This window comes from Eubacterium limosum (assembly GCF_000807675.2).
Lineage (GTDB): Bacteria > Bacillota > Clostridia > Eubacteriales > Eubacteriaceae > Eubacterium > Eubacterium limosum.
The window spans coordinates 1935937-1951803 of the sequence record NZ_CP019962.1 but is presented as its reverse complement, the minus strand read 5'-3'; the positions used below and the strand labels follow the sequence as shown (position 1 = coordinate 1951803).

12 protein-coding genes are annotated in these 15867 nt (G+C 47.3%); 5 read left to right on the top strand and 7 right to left on the bottom strand.

Going from position 1 to position 15867, the window contains the following annotated elements:
• Window positions 1–6: 6 nt before the first annotated feature.
• The 5 genes from B2M23_RS09025 to B2M23_RS09005 all read right to left on the bottom strand — a co-directional run bounded on the left by B2M23_RS09025 (window position 7) and on the right by B2M23_RS09005 (window position 7255).
• Entirely contained in the window at window positions 7–1914 is a 1908-nt protein-coding gene (locus B2M23_RS09025) for a bifunctional metallophosphatase/5'-nucleotidase (RefSeq protein ID WP_038352793.1), read from the bottom strand.
• 119 nt (window positions 1915–2033) lie between these two features.
• On the bottom strand, window positions 2034–3080 hold the full coding sequence (locus tag B2M23_RS09020) for a BMP family lipoprotein (RefSeq protein ID WP_038352794.1): 1047 nt from the start codon (window positions 3078–3080) through the stop codon (window positions 2034–2036).
• Window positions 3077–4009 (bottom strand): thioredoxin-disulfide reductase, encoded by a 933-nt coding sequence (trxB, locus tag B2M23_RS09015; RefSeq protein WP_038352795.1) that lies wholly within the window; start codon window positions 4007–4009, stop codon window positions 3077–3079. Before trxB ends, B2M23_RS09020 begins: the two co-directional genes overlap by 4 nt.
• Window positions 4009–5682, bottom strand: coding sequence for a Na/Pi cotransporter family protein (locus B2M23_RS09010; RefSeq protein WP_081571158.1), 1674 nt, complete (start codon window positions 5680–5682; stop codon window positions 4009–4011). Before B2M23_RS09010 ends, trxB begins: the two co-directional genes overlap by 1 nt.
• Before the next feature lie 97 nt (window positions 5683–5779).
• The gene (locus tag B2M23_RS09005; protein WP_038354278.1) at window positions 5780–7255 is read right to left on the bottom strand and encodes an IS1182 family transposase; all 1476 of its coding nucleotides are present in this window, start codon (window positions 7253–7255) and stop codon (window positions 5780–5782) included.
• Between the two features lie 314 nt (window positions 7256–7569).
• Here B2M23_RS09005 and B2M23_RS09000 point away from each other — a divergent pair, with 314 nt between their 5' ends.
• Entirely contained in the window at window positions 7570–8955 is a 1386-nt protein-coding gene (locus tag B2M23_RS09000) for a glycine--tRNA ligase (protein ID WP_038352797.1), read from the top strand.
• A 41-nt stretch (window positions 8956–8996) separates the two neighbouring features.
• On the opposite strand, the gene B2M23_RS08995 is transcribed toward B2M23_RS09000, so the two are convergent.
• On the bottom strand, window positions 8997–9275 hold the full coding sequence (locus B2M23_RS08995) for a TfoX/Sxy family DNA transformation protein (RefSeq protein WP_013381742.1): 279 nt from the start codon (window positions 9273–9275) through the stop codon (window positions 8997–8999).
• Window positions 9276–9315: 40 nt separating this feature from the next.
• Window positions 9316–10998, bottom strand: a complete 1683-nt coding sequence (locus tag B2M23_RS08990) for an FAD-dependent oxidoreductase (protein ID WP_038352798.1) — start codon at window positions 10996–10998, stop codon at window positions 9316–9318.
• Between the two features lie 253 nt (window positions 10999–11251).
• Here B2M23_RS08990 and B2M23_RS08985 point away from each other — a divergent pair, with 253 nt between their 5' ends.
• From B2M23_RS08985 to B2M23_RS08970, 4 genes are all read left to right on the top strand, one after another.
• Window positions 11252–11914 (top strand): response regulator transcription factor, encoded by a 663-nt coding sequence (locus B2M23_RS08985; RefSeq protein ID WP_038352799.1) that lies wholly within the window; start codon window positions 11252–11254, stop codon window positions 11912–11914.
• A 3-nt stretch (window positions 11915–11917) separates the two neighbouring features.
• Window positions 11918–12934 carry a sensor histidine kinase gene (locus B2M23_RS08980; protein ID WP_038352800.1) on the top strand — a complete coding sequence of 339 codons (1017 nt, stop codon included), beginning with the start codon at window positions 11918–11920 and terminating at the stop codon, window positions 12932–12934.
• Between the two features lie 109 nt (window positions 12935–13043).
• Complete coding sequence (locus tag B2M23_RS08975) at window positions 13044–13820, top strand: ABC transporter ATP-binding protein (protein WP_038352801.1); 777 nt, start codon at window positions 13044–13046, stop codon at window positions 13818–13820.
• The gene (locus B2M23_RS08970) at window positions 13810–15825 is read left to right on the top strand and encodes an FtsX-like permease family protein (RefSeq protein ID WP_038352802.1); all 2016 of its coding nucleotides are present in this window, start codon (window positions 13810–13812) and stop codon (window positions 15823–15825) included. Before B2M23_RS08975 ends, B2M23_RS08970 begins: the two co-directional genes overlap by 11 nt.
• Window positions 15826–15867 lie beyond the last annotated feature (42 nt).

Genomic DNA, 15867 nt, shown 5'->3' with positions numbered 1-15867 from the left:
ATTGTTCTATTTTTCCTTCTGCTGACGGTAGTCACTCTCATGTTTAAACACCGCCGCTCCCAGTATCAGCACAGCCAGGGCTGCCGCGGCAAAAATAGCCGCTCCAGCCTTGTTGTCAAAGACTCCGGTTGGGGCATTCTCACCTGTTCCGGTTATATTCTGGGTACCTGACGTTTGTTTTTGCTCCTCCTCAGAGGGGTCCGTCATGGGATTCTGATTCTCAACCGCTTCATTTCCGGGCTGTGTTCCGGTATCCCCGCTGCCCCCCACGGCTTTCAGATTTTTTTCACTCATCAAGGCTACCCACTCCTCCTTGCCCGAATGGTTTGTGATATAGCGCATCACCGCCTCCTCAGAAGCACCGTATTGGTTAAGCTCTGGCTTGACCGCCAGCTCAGGGTATTTGGAGGCGTTTGAAGCCACAAACTGGTTGGTCACCACGGTATAGGTACTGTCAAGATCAAGGGGAGCGCCGCCGATATCTACTGATACCAGCCGATTGTCCAAAGACCTGGCTGGGTCATAGGCCACCTTCATACCGCCAATCTGCAGATAGGAACCGCCGCCGTTTGCAGGCCATTCGTGTTTTCCTTCCTGATAAGCCTTTAGGTTATTCGCCCCCATTTCAAGAGACTTTTCCAGAATGCTTTTCAGATCAGCCCCAGTAATTTTTTTGGTCACCAGATAATTGCCAAAGGGTGAAACGCCAATAACGCTGCCCTTGGTGATATCCCCTGCTGCAATGGACGCTCGAATCCCTCCGCAGTTCTCAAAGGCAATATCAGCTCCCGTCGTCTCCAGATAAGCCGAGGTAATCACCCTCCCCAGGTTTGTTTCTTCAGTATAGGTTTTAATCGCGCTGCCCTCCAGCGGTACGTCGGTTTTCCCAACAACCTGGTTTAAAACAGGCTTCTGCCGCGCTTCAATGTCTTCAATGATTTTTGAGACTTCCCAGTTTGATTCATACGCCTCAGCATCCGTCGGCGAAATAACGCGGCCGACTGTGTTGACGATTTTCCTGCTATCAGGCTCGTAAAAAATTTTCACAATACCGGCATTGCTGAAATAGGCGCCAGTCTGGGCAATCAATGTGTTTCCCACCACTTCGTCATACTGCGCATGCGTATGTCCGTCAATGATGACATTGATTTCCGGCACTGCCTTCGCAATGTCCCGGCTGCTCAGCATGCCTTCCTTTTCAGTCATTCCAATATGGGTAAGTGCGATAATAACATCACATTTTTCATCGTTTTTCAGTTTACTAACGGTCTTTTTCGCCGCTTCCACAGCATCGTCAAATCGGACATCCTTTACATTTTCCGGCGCGGTTGAGCTGTAAACATCCGGGCTGATCAGTCCGAAAACACCAACCTTTACCGAGACTTCCTCACCACGCGTTACGGTTTTTGTCATGTAAGGCTGAAAATAATTCTGACCATCGGAGGCATTAACGACATTGGCGTTAAGCAGCTTAAAATTCTTTTGCGCCTTATCGGCCCTGCCCTCTGAATCCTCCGTTTTAACAGCTGGTTCTTCCGTTCCCAGCGCCTTCAACGCTGCTGCGCCGTAATTAAAATCATGATTCCCAGGACATACCGCATCATATCCAACTGCACGGAGCAGCTCCGCAGTGCTTTTCCCCTGTTCAATCGTCGCAAAAGGCAGGCCGTGGAATGCATCCCCCGCATCCAGTATCAAATCTGCATTCTCCTTATCGGCAATGGCCTTGACCTTTTCAAAGCCAACCGTACTGGCGCTGTTTTTATATTGTCCATGCGTATCGTTGGTGTGCACGATGGTCAGCGCGATGGTTCCATCTGGCGGATTATCGTTACCATCCTGGGTAAAGGCGGGGTTCACGCCGGCCAGAAACAGTAGGGCCGCCAAAGTAATGGCTAATATTTTTTTATACATTATAATCTCCTCATCATTCGGGTGCTTTATTCTAATCTATCAAGGTATTATATCATGTTTTCCCATTAAAATAAATTTAAAAAAGATGATACGGCGTTCTGCCGCATCATCTTTCCGTATTATTCTTCTTCAGTATGGCCATTGAAGGCGTCCAGCTCAGCCTGGGTTTCAGGTACCCTGACGCTTCCGTCAGAAATCGCCTTCTGCCATGTATCATATATGGATTGAAGCTCCGGTGTAATATTGCCGCCTGCGCTGCCAAGGGTAATTCCCCCGTTTCCCACACCATACTCGTAAATGCCGCCCTTAAAACTGCCGTCCATCTGCATTTTTACAGCGTCGTAAGCTGCGTTGTCAACATTTTTGACCATTGAGCACAGGATCGTCGGCGCAAACTGCGGATAGACAACAGCCTGGTCCTGATCAACGCCGATAAACCAGTAACCGCCAGACGCGGCGTTCTCTATGACGCCGATATTCGAGCCGCCCGCAAAGCCGAAAATAACGCCGGCTCCCTGATTGTGCTGTTCTCCGGCCACCTGCCCCGCCTTTTCGGCATCATTAAAGCTGCCGATATTGCTGCTCACCACAACATTTTCCGGAGAAACGGCTTTAATGCCGGCGCGGTAGCCAATCTCCGCGCTCTTTACCACAGGAATATCCATACCACCGATGAACCCCTGAACCCCTGAAGTGTCATTGGCCGATGCCGCCAGAACGCCCATCAGAAAAGCACCCTGGGCATTGTCAAAATTCATCGAAACAAAATTTGCCGGCAAATCAGCTCCTGCGTTTTTTGGGGTGGTTCCGTCAATCAACGCAAAATGGATATCTGGATTTTGAGCCGCCGCTGCCAGCAGCTGATCACTGTGGCCTGTCACACTGATGATCATCGCCGGTTTTGCCTGAATCGCAGCCTTAAGATTCTCATCATATTGATCATCCGTCTCACTCTGAAGAATTTTCAGGTCATACTTCAGCTCACGGGCGCCCTTTCGCAAGCCATTGATAATACTGCTGTTAAAAGAGCCATCCTCGACACCTCCGACACCGGCTGCGAACATGATAACGGGTTCCTCATAAGCCTTTTCACCGCCTTTTGTCTGACATCCACCAAAGCTGAGGGCAGTCAGCAGAATGAGGATAACCGCTGCCAGCCGTTTCATGATTCTGCCACTTCCGAGTAATCCTCAATGTATTTGATGGCGCTGACAGCCGCAATCGCTCCGTCTCCCGCCGCTGTCACCACCTGCCGCAGAGATTTACGGCGCACATCGCCAGCCGCAAAGACGCCTGGAATGTTGGTGCACATATCTTCATCGGTGATCAGGTAGTCGCGTGCATCCTTTTCTAAAGTGCCAACAAAGTACTGAGTGTGCGGGATCTGGCCGACATAGACAAACACCCCCTGTACCGGGATCTCTGTAAGAGCGCCGTCCTTAACATTTTTAACCACAATGCTCTGGACCAGCCCATCGCCTTTAATCTCCTCAACCACGCTGTCCCATACAAAACGGATTTTTTCATTTTCCATGGCGCGCTCCTGAAGAACCTTAGCGGCACGCAGCTTGTCTCTGCGGTGGATAACCGTTACTTTAGACGCAAATTTGGTCAGATAAATGGCTTCCTCAATGGCGGTGTCGCCGCCACCGACAACAGCAATTTCAAGGTTCCTGAAAAAATTGGCGTCGCAGGTAGCGCAGTAGGAGACGCCCAGTCCACGAAACTCAAGCTCTCCCGGGCAGCCAAGCAGTTTTGGCTGGGCGCCCGTTGCAACGATAATCGCCTTTGTCTGATAGACAGTACTGCTTGTGGTTACCTCAAAGGTCTGTCCGGTTTTTTCAAAATATTTAAACTCTTCCGTTTGAAATTCAACACCAAAATCCACACACTGTTCCCTCATTCTCTCAGTAAGAGAAGGGCCAGTGGTATCTGCCGGCGCTCCGGGATAATTCTCGACCTCCCAGCTGGTAGCAATCTGACCGCCAAGGCCGCCCTTTTCAAGAATGAGTGTGCGCATCTGCCCTCTGGCGGCATATAAACCCGCTGACAGCCCGGCAGGGCCACTCCCGATAATGATAATATCATAATGCATTAGTAAATTACCTCCTCAATTTTGTTGACGCCGCGCTGCTCCTTAAGCTCCAATATGTCATTGGCAATATTGGACGCATGGTCGCCGACACGCTCAATGTTCGCCAGCAGATCAAGATATACAACACCCGCGTAGGCGTTACACTGTCCTTTATTCAGGCGGCGGATATGTTCATTTTTGAGCTTATCGGTCAGCGCGTCAATCTGGTCTTCTTCATTTAAGACACGTTCGCAGAGACTTCTGTCCTCTGTCTCAATCATCTGGCTCACATCGTTCAATGTTCTGTTTGTAAACTCAATGAGATTTTCCAGATCTGTTGTCGCAACATCACTCAGGGCGATTTTTTCACGATTTTTCATTTCAGCCAGCTCACTGATATTTTCAGCGTGATCACCGATACGTTCCAGGTCATGGCTTCCCTTCAGATAAAAGGCCAGACGGTCATTTTCCTGTTCCGATACATTCATGTTTGAAAGCCTGACCGTAAAGTCCATAATACCATGCTCAAATTCGTCAATGCGTTCTTCACGCTCAATAATCTTTTCAATCAGTTTTTCATCACCTGTCATGACTGCATCACAGGCAGTTTTAAAGTTTTTCTTTGCCATTTCGCTCAGGCGGATAACCTCCTTGCCAACCTGGCCAAGGGCAACCGACGGGTTATTGAGAAGACGTTCGTCCAGCTGCAGCCCCTTTTCCTCTTCGGCTGTGGGAAACATTTTTTCCAGCAGCGTTACAAACCGGTCGATAATCGGCAGCAGCACAATGGTATTGGCTACATTAAAGAAGGTATGTGACATGGCGATCTGGCGCGCGACATTGGGCAGTACCTGACCCGTCTCTGTGATCGTCGTTCCTGAAATATTGACAATCAACTCATAAATCGGATTGACAACCGCAACTGCATCAATAATACCCAGTACTATCATTACCCATACCGCTCCGAAAATATTCACAAAAAGGTGGATGAAGGCCGCGTTTCTGGCCGCGGTGGATGTTCCGATGCTGGATAAGAGCGCGGTGACACAGGTCCCAATGTTTGTACCGATCATAATCGGAATACAGATCTGGATCGCGTCTGTTCCGCCGACGCCAGCGAAAACACCGGAAATAGCCAGAGCCTGAAGCAGACCGAGTGTCGCGCCGGAGCTCTGCATAATGCCCGTGATGATTGTGCCCAGCAGCAGACCGAAAATCGGGTTTTTGCCATAGGTCGTTAACAGATGTATAAACTCCGGGCTGTCATTTAATGGCTCCATGGTTGAAGACATCAGATTGACGCCGAAGAACAAAATCCCAAAGCCCAGCAGAATACTCCCCAGATCCCGCGCGCTTTTCTTTTTGGCAAAAAGAGCCATAAAGGTACCCACACCGATAAAAAAGGGTGCGACCGCTGTGACGTTGAAGGCAATGAGCTGTGCCATTACGGTGGTCCCAATATTGGCTCCCAGAATAATCCCAGCCGCCTGAGTAAGCGTCATCAGTGATGCATTAACAAAACCAACCACCATAACCGTCGTGGTGCTGGAGCTCTGAACCATAATGGTGACAATGATCCCACACAGCACAGCTTTAAAGCGATTGTTTGTCAAAATCTCCAAAAGATGCTTCATCTTATTACCGGCAACAATCTTTAAGCCCTCACTCATCAGATGCATCCCGTAGATAAACATCCCCAGACTGTGTCAAAACACAGTCTCTTGTTGGTGACTCCGTCCCCAAACCCCTGGGTAAAGGTTGAACTTTGAAAAAAGAGCAAAAAAAGAAGCGCTATGCTCGGATTGCTTGGATTAATGGCTGGATTCCCATGATATGGATGGCTCTTTTAAGATTAAAGGCAAGAAAAGCAAGCGCAATCTCACCTTCTACCTTTTGCTTGCCTTTCAGTAAAAGATAGGAGATGCCCATTGCGCGTTTTACGGTTCCAAAGGGGTGCTCAACAATGGCCTTTCTTTGTCGAACGATCTCTTTATTTTGAAAGATGTGAACTTTTCGAAGGAATAAGTCGGAATCATCGAAGGCCTTGGTGTATTCTGACGGTTTCATGACACGCTCGGCGCGGTAATAGCGCATTTTTGTACATTTTTTAGGACAGTGTCTACAGGCTTGTGTATTATCGTATTTGGCAACATGTTTATTTTTATTATAAGTACAGGGCCTTAACACTTTTCCTAGTGGACAGATGAAAATATTACGCTCTGGAAGATAAATCGCGCGTGCAACGTTCGAATCATAGTCGGTAATCTTTTCAGTATTTGCCGCATCTGTAGGAATACAAAATTCATAATCCCCTCCAGCAACAACAGGACGATGACCACTGAGATAAAGTTGAGCCACATCACTTACACTGTCGTAGCCGTTATCTGCAACGACGGTCATGGCGGGCACTTCCAATAAATCTGCCGCTTTTTGAGCTAAAGGACCCATTAAATTTTTATCCTGAGCTTGATTTTCAACCGTGAATTCAACAATCATTTTGTTTTTACTGTCGACAGCGGTTTGAATATTCAAACAGACATCAAGCCCGTTTTTAGTTTTCATCAGACGGCTATCGGGATCGGTAAGCGAAATTTGGGTTTCGTCGCTTTCAGCGAGCTCCGCTAAAAAAGATTCATAAAGTGTTTTGCGGTCAGTGAGCTGATGAATAACTTCGCTTATATCGCTGGATATTTCAGAAGTGCTTTGATTTTCAAGTGCATCATTCTGATTTAAAGCATCAAGATAGCTTTCGATTTTTTCTTCGATATGCTGAATCCGATCCTTTAGTTTGTTTTTGGTGAAGTTGCGGTCTTTGGTATTCCAGGCTTTAAATTTGCTGCCATCAATCGCAAGCAGTTCTTTACCGTAAAGCTCCCATTGGGTACAGAGCTGTACAAAGTTTTTAAAGACATTCTTAAGTGCCGTTGGATTTTGCTGGCGAAAGCGGGCAATGGTTTTATGATCCGGGGAAAGTTTTTGAAGCAGCCAAATCACTTCGAGGTTTCGTTTGGTCTCAATTTCCAGACGCCTGGAAGAACGCACGTGATTCATATAGCCATAAATATAAAGTTTTAGAAGATCACGTGGCGAGTACATCGGGCGGCCTGTTTGATTGGGTTTCCACTTATTAAATCCGAGATTTTCGAAATCTAAGGTATCAACATAAGCATCAATGACACGTACAGGATTATTTTCATCGACATAATCCTCGATACAGTCTGGAAGTAACATCCCTTGATGACGATTATTTCCAATAATGAAATCCATAAGAATACCCTCCCGATTATTTTAAGATTATGTATTAATTATACCACGATTTTGGGGATTTAGGTGGACTTTTGACACAAACTCTCCCCAGGCCCCCAAAAAGACCAATAAACATCGATAATGTCATACTTTCCTCCACATAAGCATAATCTCGTTTTCTGTACTTTTTCTTAAACACACTTATAGGTATTTTAACACTAATCGCTCTGTTTTTTAACAACAAATTTACTTTTTTATAAATTATTTTTAGGCACTGTTTTTTGATAGAAACTGTGGTAAAATAGTAGGATAAACGAAATTTGTAGGAGGATACTATGTCTGCATTCACGATGAATGAAATTGTCAGCCTGGCAAAAATGAGAGGAATCGTTTTTCCAGGATCTGAAATTTATGATGGTCTCGCCAACAGCTGGGACTACGGCCCGATCGGGGTCGAAATGAAGAATAATGTAAAAAGAGCCTGGTGGAAGAAATTCGTCCAGGAATCACCTTATAATGTCGGCCTTGACGCTGCGATTCTGATGAATCCGAAAACCTGGGTTGCTTCCGGCCATGTCGGCGGCTTTAATGATCCGCTCATGGACTGCAAGTCCTGTAAAACACGTTTTCGCGCCGATAAGCTGATCGAAGACTTTTTTCACGCAAGGGGTGAGGAAGCGGTTGTTGACGGCTGGTCCAATGAAAAAATGATGGATTTTATCCGCGAAAACCACATCAAGTGTCCCGAATGCGGCGCTGAAGACTTCACCGATATCCGCCAGTTTAACCTGATGTTTAAAACCTTCCAGGGTGTCACAGAGGACAGCTCATCCGAAATTTATCTGAGACCTGAAACCGCCCAGGGGATTTTCGTCAATTTTAAAAACGTACAGCGCACGACCCGTAAAAAAATTCCTTTTGGTATTGGACAGATTGGTAAATCCTTCCGTAACGAAATCACGCCGGGTAACTTTATTTTCAGAACACGTGAATTTGAACAGATGGAGCTTGAATTTTTTTGCGAGCCCGGTACTGATCTCGAATGGTTTACCTACTGGAAGGACTTCTGCCGCAACTGGTTGTTCTCCCTTGGCATGAAAGAGGAAAATGTCCGTTTCAGAGATCACGAAAAAGAGGAACTGTCCCACTACTCCAATGCCACTACCGATGTTGAGTTCCTGTTTCCCTTTGGCTGGGGTGAGCTCTGGGGCATCGCGGACCGTACCGATTTTGATCTCACACAGCATCAGAATGTTTCGGGCAAGGATATGCAGTACCAGGATCCGGTAACCAACGAAAAATACCTTCCCTACGTCATTGAACCTTCTCTTGGGGCTGACCGTATGTTTTTAGCATTCCTGTGTAACGCCATGGAAAAGGAAACCCTTGAAAACGGCGAAGAACGAAATGTAATGAAGATACACCCCGCGCTTTCTGCCTATAAAGCCGCTGTCCTCCCGCTGTCTAAAAAGCTCAGCGAAAAAGCAACGGAAGTATATGCCCAGCTCGCTAAGCACTTCATGGTCGATTACGATGAAGCTGGCAGCATCGGCAAGCGTTACCGCCGTCAGGATGAAATTGGCACGCCAATTTGTATAACGGTAGATTTCGATACTCAGGAAGACAATGCCGTCACCCTGCGTGACCGTGATACCATGGAACAGGTCCGCCTGCCCATTGATGAAGTGGTCGGCTATATTGAAAAGAAAATGGACTTCTAGAACAAAAAAGAAGATACGGCAAGACGCCGTATCTTCTTTTTTTAAAGCTCATAAGTCATGTAAAACTCTTCCATGTCCTCTCTGGTCGATTCGTCCAGAGCATATTTTTTAACGTTCCGTATTGCACCCTCGAGGGCGGCCAGCTTGTTAAGATTCAGATTCTGGACACCGCCTCGTTTAAGCCGGAGAAAGGCCTCTTTGCTGCCAACCTTGCGCAGTTCGTCCGGAGTGTTGATCCCAACTTTTTTCAGGTCCTTTTCAAACCCAAGACCTATGTTTAACATGTCGTGCAATTCTTTAATCTGATCCAGTTCGTTCATTTTTGTTCCTCCATTTATATCATCGATTATTCAAATTTCATTATGCGTTCGGCTGATAGGTGCCATCGCAATAGGTGGCGTATCCGCCTGATAAAAGATAAAGGTTATTATATCCGCATCCCCGCAAAAGGCGGACCGCCGTATAGGCCCTCTGGCCGGTACCGCTGCAGATATAAAGCGGCAGCCCTCTCTCCTGAGGCAGCTCATCCAGCCGCTCGCGAAGACTATCTAACTCAATATTAACCGCACCGCTGATATGACCTTTATCAAATTCTTCCGGTGGCATGACATCAAGCAGAAATCCGCCATCTGCTACAATACCCTCTATCTCATCCCAGGAAATGGTTTTATAAACCCCTTCACTAATATTCCCCGCAATGGTACCGAGAACATTAACAGGGTCCTTGACCGTAGAATAAGGTGGTGCGTAACAGAGCTCCAGACAGGCAAGATTCCTTATAGTAGCCCCCAGGCGCATAGCCGTTGAGATTACATCGATCCGTTTGTCTACCCCTTCCTTCCCCACTGCCTGTGCACCAAGAATTTTAAGGGTTTTGGGATCATAGATAAGCTTCAGATCAATAAGCGAAGCTCCGGGATAATTGTCTGCGTGGCACAGCCGGTGTGCGTGTACCTCCTGATAAGAAATACCCATTTTTTTAAGACGGGCAACATTATTTCCTGTCGTTGCAGCTGTTTTACCGAATATTTTGAGGATAGAAGTTCTCTGGAGACCGTTGTTAACAGTCGGTAAACCCGCCAGATGATCTGCGAGCACACGCCCCTGCCTTGTGGCCGGTCCCGCAAGCCCTGCCGCATCCGGCTGCTTGTCAACAAAATTTTGTACCTGAACCACGTCTCCAATGGCATATATACCATCCACCGGGGTCAGCAGATCCGCATCCAGCGCAGCGTAGGTCTGGGTTGTAACAACATAACCCGCTTCGTTTACCCGCAGTCCTGCCCTTTGGGCCAGCCCGCTTTCTGGCTTCACGCCCATTGTCAGGATCGACAGATCACAGTCCAGTGTGCGTCCCGACTCTAAAACCAGCGTTTTTCCTTTGTTCTCGAAACGGCTGACACCGTCATCCAGGACAAGGCCTACGCCATGCTCATTGAGCTCACGATGAAGAATCTGGGCTATTTCAAAATCAAAGGCTCTCACAACCTGCCGCTTTTTTTCGACAATGGTAACCGTCAGCCCCAGTCGCTGCAGATTTTCAGCCATCGCAAGGCCGCCAAAACCACCGCCGATCACAACAGCATGCTTTGGAGTAAGGGTCATAAGCGCTTTTTTAAGAACATCGGCATCCTGAACGTCTTTTAGTGTAAAGGCATTTTCAGCTTCATCCATTCCCGGCAAATCCGGCACAGAAGGTCTGGACCCTGTCGAGAGAACCAGCTTGTCATAGCTTTCCTCGTAGGTTTCGCCCGTCTCTTTTTCTCTGACCGTAATGCTTTTATCATCGCGATTGATGGACAGCACCTCACTGCCGCAGCGGATATCCAGACGATAGCGCTTTGCCAGTCCAGAAACCGTTTGAAGCAGCTTCCGGCGTTCCTCTATGACGCCTCCAATATAATACGGAAGACCACAGCCGGCGCAGCTGGTATGCTCACTGCGTTCAAACAAAATGATCTCATCTTCTTCGTTCAAACGCCTCAGCCTTGCCGCAGCCGACGCACCACCGGTTACACCGCCGACGATCAGTATTTTCTTCATCTAGCTTCCTCCTCAGAAGTGCGCTCCCATGTCGAGATTTTGACATGGTTATTGAACTTATGACACTTTTATACCCAACTTTACTGCAAATAAAAACAAGTTGCTATTTTTTCATAATATGCCCATTATACGTTTAAAAGAAACATCTGTCAATGTGAGCAGTCACTTTTCCAAAGTAATTTAAAAAAGTTAATGAAAACCCTTTGGTGTTCGTGTTAATATAAAAGTATCAATGATTATAAGGAGGCTCTCCATGAGAATAATGATCATCGAAGATGATCCCAAAATCCGTCAGGAACTCAGTGAATTTCTGAACCGCTACGGCTATGATCCCGTTTTCCCAGACAGCTTTGAACACATTACCACATCCATTCTGGCCAATCCGCCGGACCTCATTCTTCTGGATATTAACCTGCCAATTTATGACGGGTATTATATCTGCCGGGAAATCCGAAAACAATCGGATGTTCCCATTATTATTGTCACCAGCCGGGACAGTGAATTTGACGAACTGATGAGCATGAACCTTGGCGCAGATGATTATATTACGAAACCCTACAATACTCAAATCCTTCTGGCGCGGATCGCTTCTGTGCTCAAACGGGCCAATCCCTCTGCCGGTTCCACTACCATGTCTCATAACGGACTGACCCTTGACTTATCCCGAAGCGTGATTCAGTCCGCCAGAGGGGAGACCGAACTGACCAAAAATGAAGTTGGTATTCTCCGCCTTCTGCTGTCCCATCAAAACGAAATCGTCTCCCGCGAGGCCATCATGAATGCCCTCTGGCAGTCCGATGCATTTGTGGACGACAATACCCTCACCGTCAATATCAACCGCCTGCGCCGCAAAATCAGCGAAATCGGCCTGAAGGATTACCTCGTCACCAAACGTGGCCAGGGCTATATGGTGTAACGCATGCGGTTTCTGGATTACGTAAAAGATAAGCTTCTGTTTTTGTCGGTTTCAACAGTGCTGCTGGTTTTTATGGGCTTAAGTCTGGAACTCCTGCACGTCGATAAAGGCTCCCGTTTTTACCTCCTGCTCGTGCTTTTCTTGGCTTTGTCTCTTGTCTTCTGGGTTGAGTTTTTTATGAAAGCCCACTTTTATAATGATGTCTGTAAAAAGCTCAGCCGGCTTGACAAAAAATATCTTCTATCTGAGCTCATCAACCGGCCCTCGCTCAATGAATGCCGCATTCTGTACGAGGTGCTGAAAGCCGCCAGCAAGAGCATGAACGATGAAATTGCCGTCTACCGGCGCAGCTCCAATGAATACCGGGAGTACATTGAAACCTGGGTTCACGAGGTCAAGACCCCCATTGCTTCAGCCGAGCTTATCATCGAAAATCATCAGACACCTGTAACACTCTCACTCGGTGAGGAAATCGACCAGATTGAGCGTTATGTGAATCAGGCTCTTTTTTATTCGCGCAGCAGCGGCGTCGAAAAGGACTATGTTATCAAAAAAACGTGTCTTCAGAACCTGGTAAACCCTGTCATACGAAAAACCGCTAAAACTTTCATCCGTCAAAAAATCAAACTTTCCACCAGCGGGCTGGAACATGAAGTATTTACCGATTCCAAATGGACTGATTTTATCCTTGGCCAGCTTTTGGACAATTCGCTGAAATACCTGGACTACAGCTCGTCCACCCCGGCCGAGATCACTGTTTCCGGCGCCTGTAACGGCGCTGAGATTCTTCTCTCCATTGCTGACAACGGGATCGGCATCCCGCCGGAGGACATTGACCGGATCTTTGATAAGGGCTTTACAGGCAGCAACGGCCGCCGCGGCAGCGCCAAGGCGACGGGCATTGGCCTCTATCTCTGCAAAAAGCTCTGCCAGAAACTGGGACTTGGCCTGAGTGTCGAATCCGTGTCCGGACGCGGAACAACAGCCACCATTCATTTCCCCGTCCTGGAGCAAACGTGACAAAAATGTAAGCTTTCCGTAAGCAATTTCGATGGTTTGTCATGCGGCACAGCGGTATACTATGACCATAAAAGACAAACACAACTAAAGTGCTTTAAGGAGGTTACTTATGGAAAAAACAACACCGATACTGTCTGTACAGCATATCGAAAAATATTATGGAAATAACGGAAATATCACAAAAGCCGTTGACGACATCAGCTTTAATGTGAATAAAGGCGAATACATTGGTATTATGGGCGCTTCAGGAAGCGGTAAAACCACATTGCTGAACTGTGTGTCTACCATCGACTCTGTGACCGCAGGCCATATTCTGATCCAGGACCGGGATATCACCGAGCTGCGCTCACGTCAACTTTCACAATTCCGGCGGGAACAGCTTGGCTTTATTTTTCAGGATTTCAATCTTTTAGACACTCTGACTGCCTATGAAAATATTGCCCTTGCGCTGACGATTCTCAAAGTACCGGCAGCAACCATCGACAAGCGGGTACGCAGTGTGGCCAAGCGCCTGCAGATTAGCGATATTCTGGAAAAGTACCCCTATCAGATCTCCGGTGGGCAGAAGCAGCGTGTTGCCAGTGCAAGAGCCATCATCACCAAGCCTGCGCTTATTTTAGCTGACGAGCCCACCGGGGCACTGGATTCTAAATCTGCCCGGATGCTGCTCGAGGCTTTTGACACCCTCAACGAACAGCTTCACGCCACAATCCTTATGGTTACCCACGATGCCTTCACCGCCAGCTACTGCAAGCGCATCCTCTTCATAAAGGACGGCAAAATCTTTAATGAACTGATTCGGGGCGATGACAGCCGCAAGGTTTTTTTTAAACGCATTATTGATGTTGTCAGCCTTTTGGGAGGAGGGAACAGCGATGTACTTTAAGCTTGCCTTCCGCAATGTACGGCGCAGCGTCCGGGATTATACCATCTATTTTCTGACTCTGACCTTTGGCGTCTGCGTCTTTTATGTTTTTAATTCCATTGAGTCTCAACAGGCGATGATGAGCATCAGTTCAAGCGACGAGCAGGCTCTCCAAAGCCTGACAATGATCATGGGTTATGTCTCGGTATTCATTTCGATTATTCTCGGCTTTCTGATCCTCTACGCCAATAAATTCCTTATTAAACGGCGTAAAAAAGAGCTCGGCATCTACATGACCCTGGGAATGGACAAAAGTAAAATGTCTTGGATTTTGATGATTGAGACCCTCCTGATCGGTATTGTCTCGCTGACGGCAGGGCTGATTCTGGGATTTTTCCTCTCCGAAGGCCTGGCAGTTGTAACGGCCAAAATGTTTGAAGCGGCCTTTACGGAATTTAAATTTGTCTTTTCACCCGCTGCCTGCGGCAAGACTGTTCTTTATTTCAGTCTGATTTTTATCATGGTCATGCTGTTTAACACACTGTCCATTTCAAAATACAAACTCATCGACCTGCTGAGCGCCGATAAGAAAAATGAAACCTTTAAGGTCAAAAAGCTCTGGCATTCTGTCGTTATTTTTATCGCCGCCGTCATTTTTATCAGTGTCGCCTACTACCTGATCATTGACAATGGCCTTATGGACATAGGCCCCCAGTTTGCAGCAGCGCTGGTCTGTGGCTCTGTCGGAACACTGCTGTTCTTCATGTCCTTATCTGGTTTCCTGCTCCGCCTGGTCCAGTCCAATAAAAAGCTGTACCTTAAAGGGCTTAATATGTTCGTGCTCCGCCAACTCAACAGCAAGATCAATACCACCTTTATTTCAATGACGATTATCTGCATTATGCTGCTGTTCACCATCGGCACCCTGTCAAGCGGTATCAGCCTGGCCGATGTACTCACAAGCTCAGCCGAAAAGACCACTCCTTTTGACGCGACCATTACCAGCGGTCCGGAAACCCCTTACATGGATGACCAGCCAATTTATACAGATATCGCCGCCGAACTGGCTGCTCAGGGTGTCGACTTGAACCGTTTTGCCGGAGAAACGAGCCAGATCACCTACCACCTCAGTGATGTTCCAAATGCGGTCTTATTTGAATATTCTACAGAAGGCATAAAAAACATGCTGACCGGTGAAGCCTTCGAGCGCTTCAAAAAATACCCGATGCAGGCCGTTTCTCAGTCCGATTTTAACGCCCAAATGACTGCGCTCGGAAAAGACACTATTACACTAGCCGATGGACAATTCCGTATTTTTTATGATATGCCCCAGATCACCCCTTCTGTGGATACTTTCCTCGAAAACAACGGAAAAATTACTCTAAACGGAGAAACGCTGGAAAGTGCAGGACCGGCCATTGACTGTACCATTGGCACAAACTTTTCATTCAGCAACAGCGGTACACTCATTGTGTCGGATGCCCTGGCACAAAGTCTCCCTTTTGACAGCGCACAGCTTAATATTAATTACAAAGCGCCTGCAGAGGCTTCAAGCGAAATTTTAAACCAGTATGCCGACCTTCTGACGCCACAAAATGGCTTCTTAACTATCACCCGGGAAGAAATGTATGCACAGGGTACCGCCATGAAAATCACCACCTCCTATGTAGGGATTTACGTGGGCATTATCTTCCTCATTGCCAGCGCTGCTATACTGGCGCTCCAGCAGCTCTCCGAGGCATCGGACAACTCTGAACGCTACGCCCTGCTCCGCAAGATCGGTGCGGAGGATAAAATGATCCGCCATGCACTGTTTGTTCAGATTGCCATCTATTTCCTGATGCCCCTGGCGCTTGCCGTCATTCACTCCATTGTAGGGCTCAAAGTCGCCAATGATTTTATCGCTTTCTTTGGTCATGTGAATGTCGCGGAAAATACGGGCGTCACTGCACTGATTCTTGTACTCATTTACGGCGGCTACTTCCTCGCTACCTATTTCGGCAGCAAAAATATGATCAAGGCATAACCAAAAAGAGATGATGCAGCGAAATGCTGCATCATCTCTTTT

What these genes read in the sequence shown, in the direction of transcription:
- B2M23_RS09025 (WP_038352793.1), bottom strand. Translation starts at nt 1,914, where the DNA reads ATGTATAAAAAAATATTAGCCATTACTTTGGCGGCCCTACTGTTTCTG.
- B2M23_RS09020 (WP_038352794.1), bottom strand. Translation starts at nt 3,080, where the DNA reads ATGAAACGGCTGGCAGCGGTTATCCTCATTCTGCTGACTGCCCTCAGC.
- trxB (WP_038352795.1), bottom strand. Translation starts at nt 4,009, where the DNA reads ATGCATTATGATATTATCATTATCGGGAGTGGCCCTGCCGGGCTGTCA.
- B2M23_RS09010 (WP_081571158.1), bottom strand. Translation starts at nt 5,682, where the DNA reads ATGTTTATCTACGGGATGCATCTGATGAGTGAGGGCTTAAAGATTGTT.
- B2M23_RS09005 (WP_038354278.1), bottom strand. Translation starts at nt 7,255, where the DNA reads ATGGATTTCATTATTGGAAATAATCGTCATCAAGGGATGTTACTTCCA.
- B2M23_RS09000 (WP_038352797.1), top strand. Translation starts at nt 7,570, where the DNA reads ATGTCTGCATTCACGATGAATGAAATTGTCAGCCTGGCAAAAATGAGA.
- B2M23_RS08995 (WP_013381742.1), bottom strand. Translation starts at nt 9,275, where the DNA reads ATGAACGAACTGGATCAGATTAAAGAATTGCACGACATGTTAAACATA.
- B2M23_RS08990 (WP_038352798.1), bottom strand. Translation starts at nt 10,998, where the DNA reads ATGAAGAAAATACTGATCGTCGGCGGTGTAACCGGTGGTGCGTCGGCT.
- B2M23_RS08985 (WP_038352799.1), top strand. Translation starts at nt 11,252, where the DNA reads ATGAGAATAATGATCATCGAAGATGATCCCAAAATCCGTCAGGAACTC.
- B2M23_RS08980 (WP_038352800.1), top strand. Translation starts at nt 11,918, where the DNA reads ATGCGGTTTCTGGATTACGTAAAAGATAAGCTTCTGTTTTTGTCGGTT.
- B2M23_RS08975 (WP_038352801.1), top strand. Translation starts at nt 13,044, where the DNA reads ATGGAAAAAACAACACCGATACTGTCTGTACAGCATATCGAAAAATAT.
- B2M23_RS08970 (WP_038352802.1), top strand. Translation starts at nt 13,810, where the DNA reads ATGTACTTTAAGCTTGCCTTCCGCAATGTACGGCGCAGCGTCCGGGAT.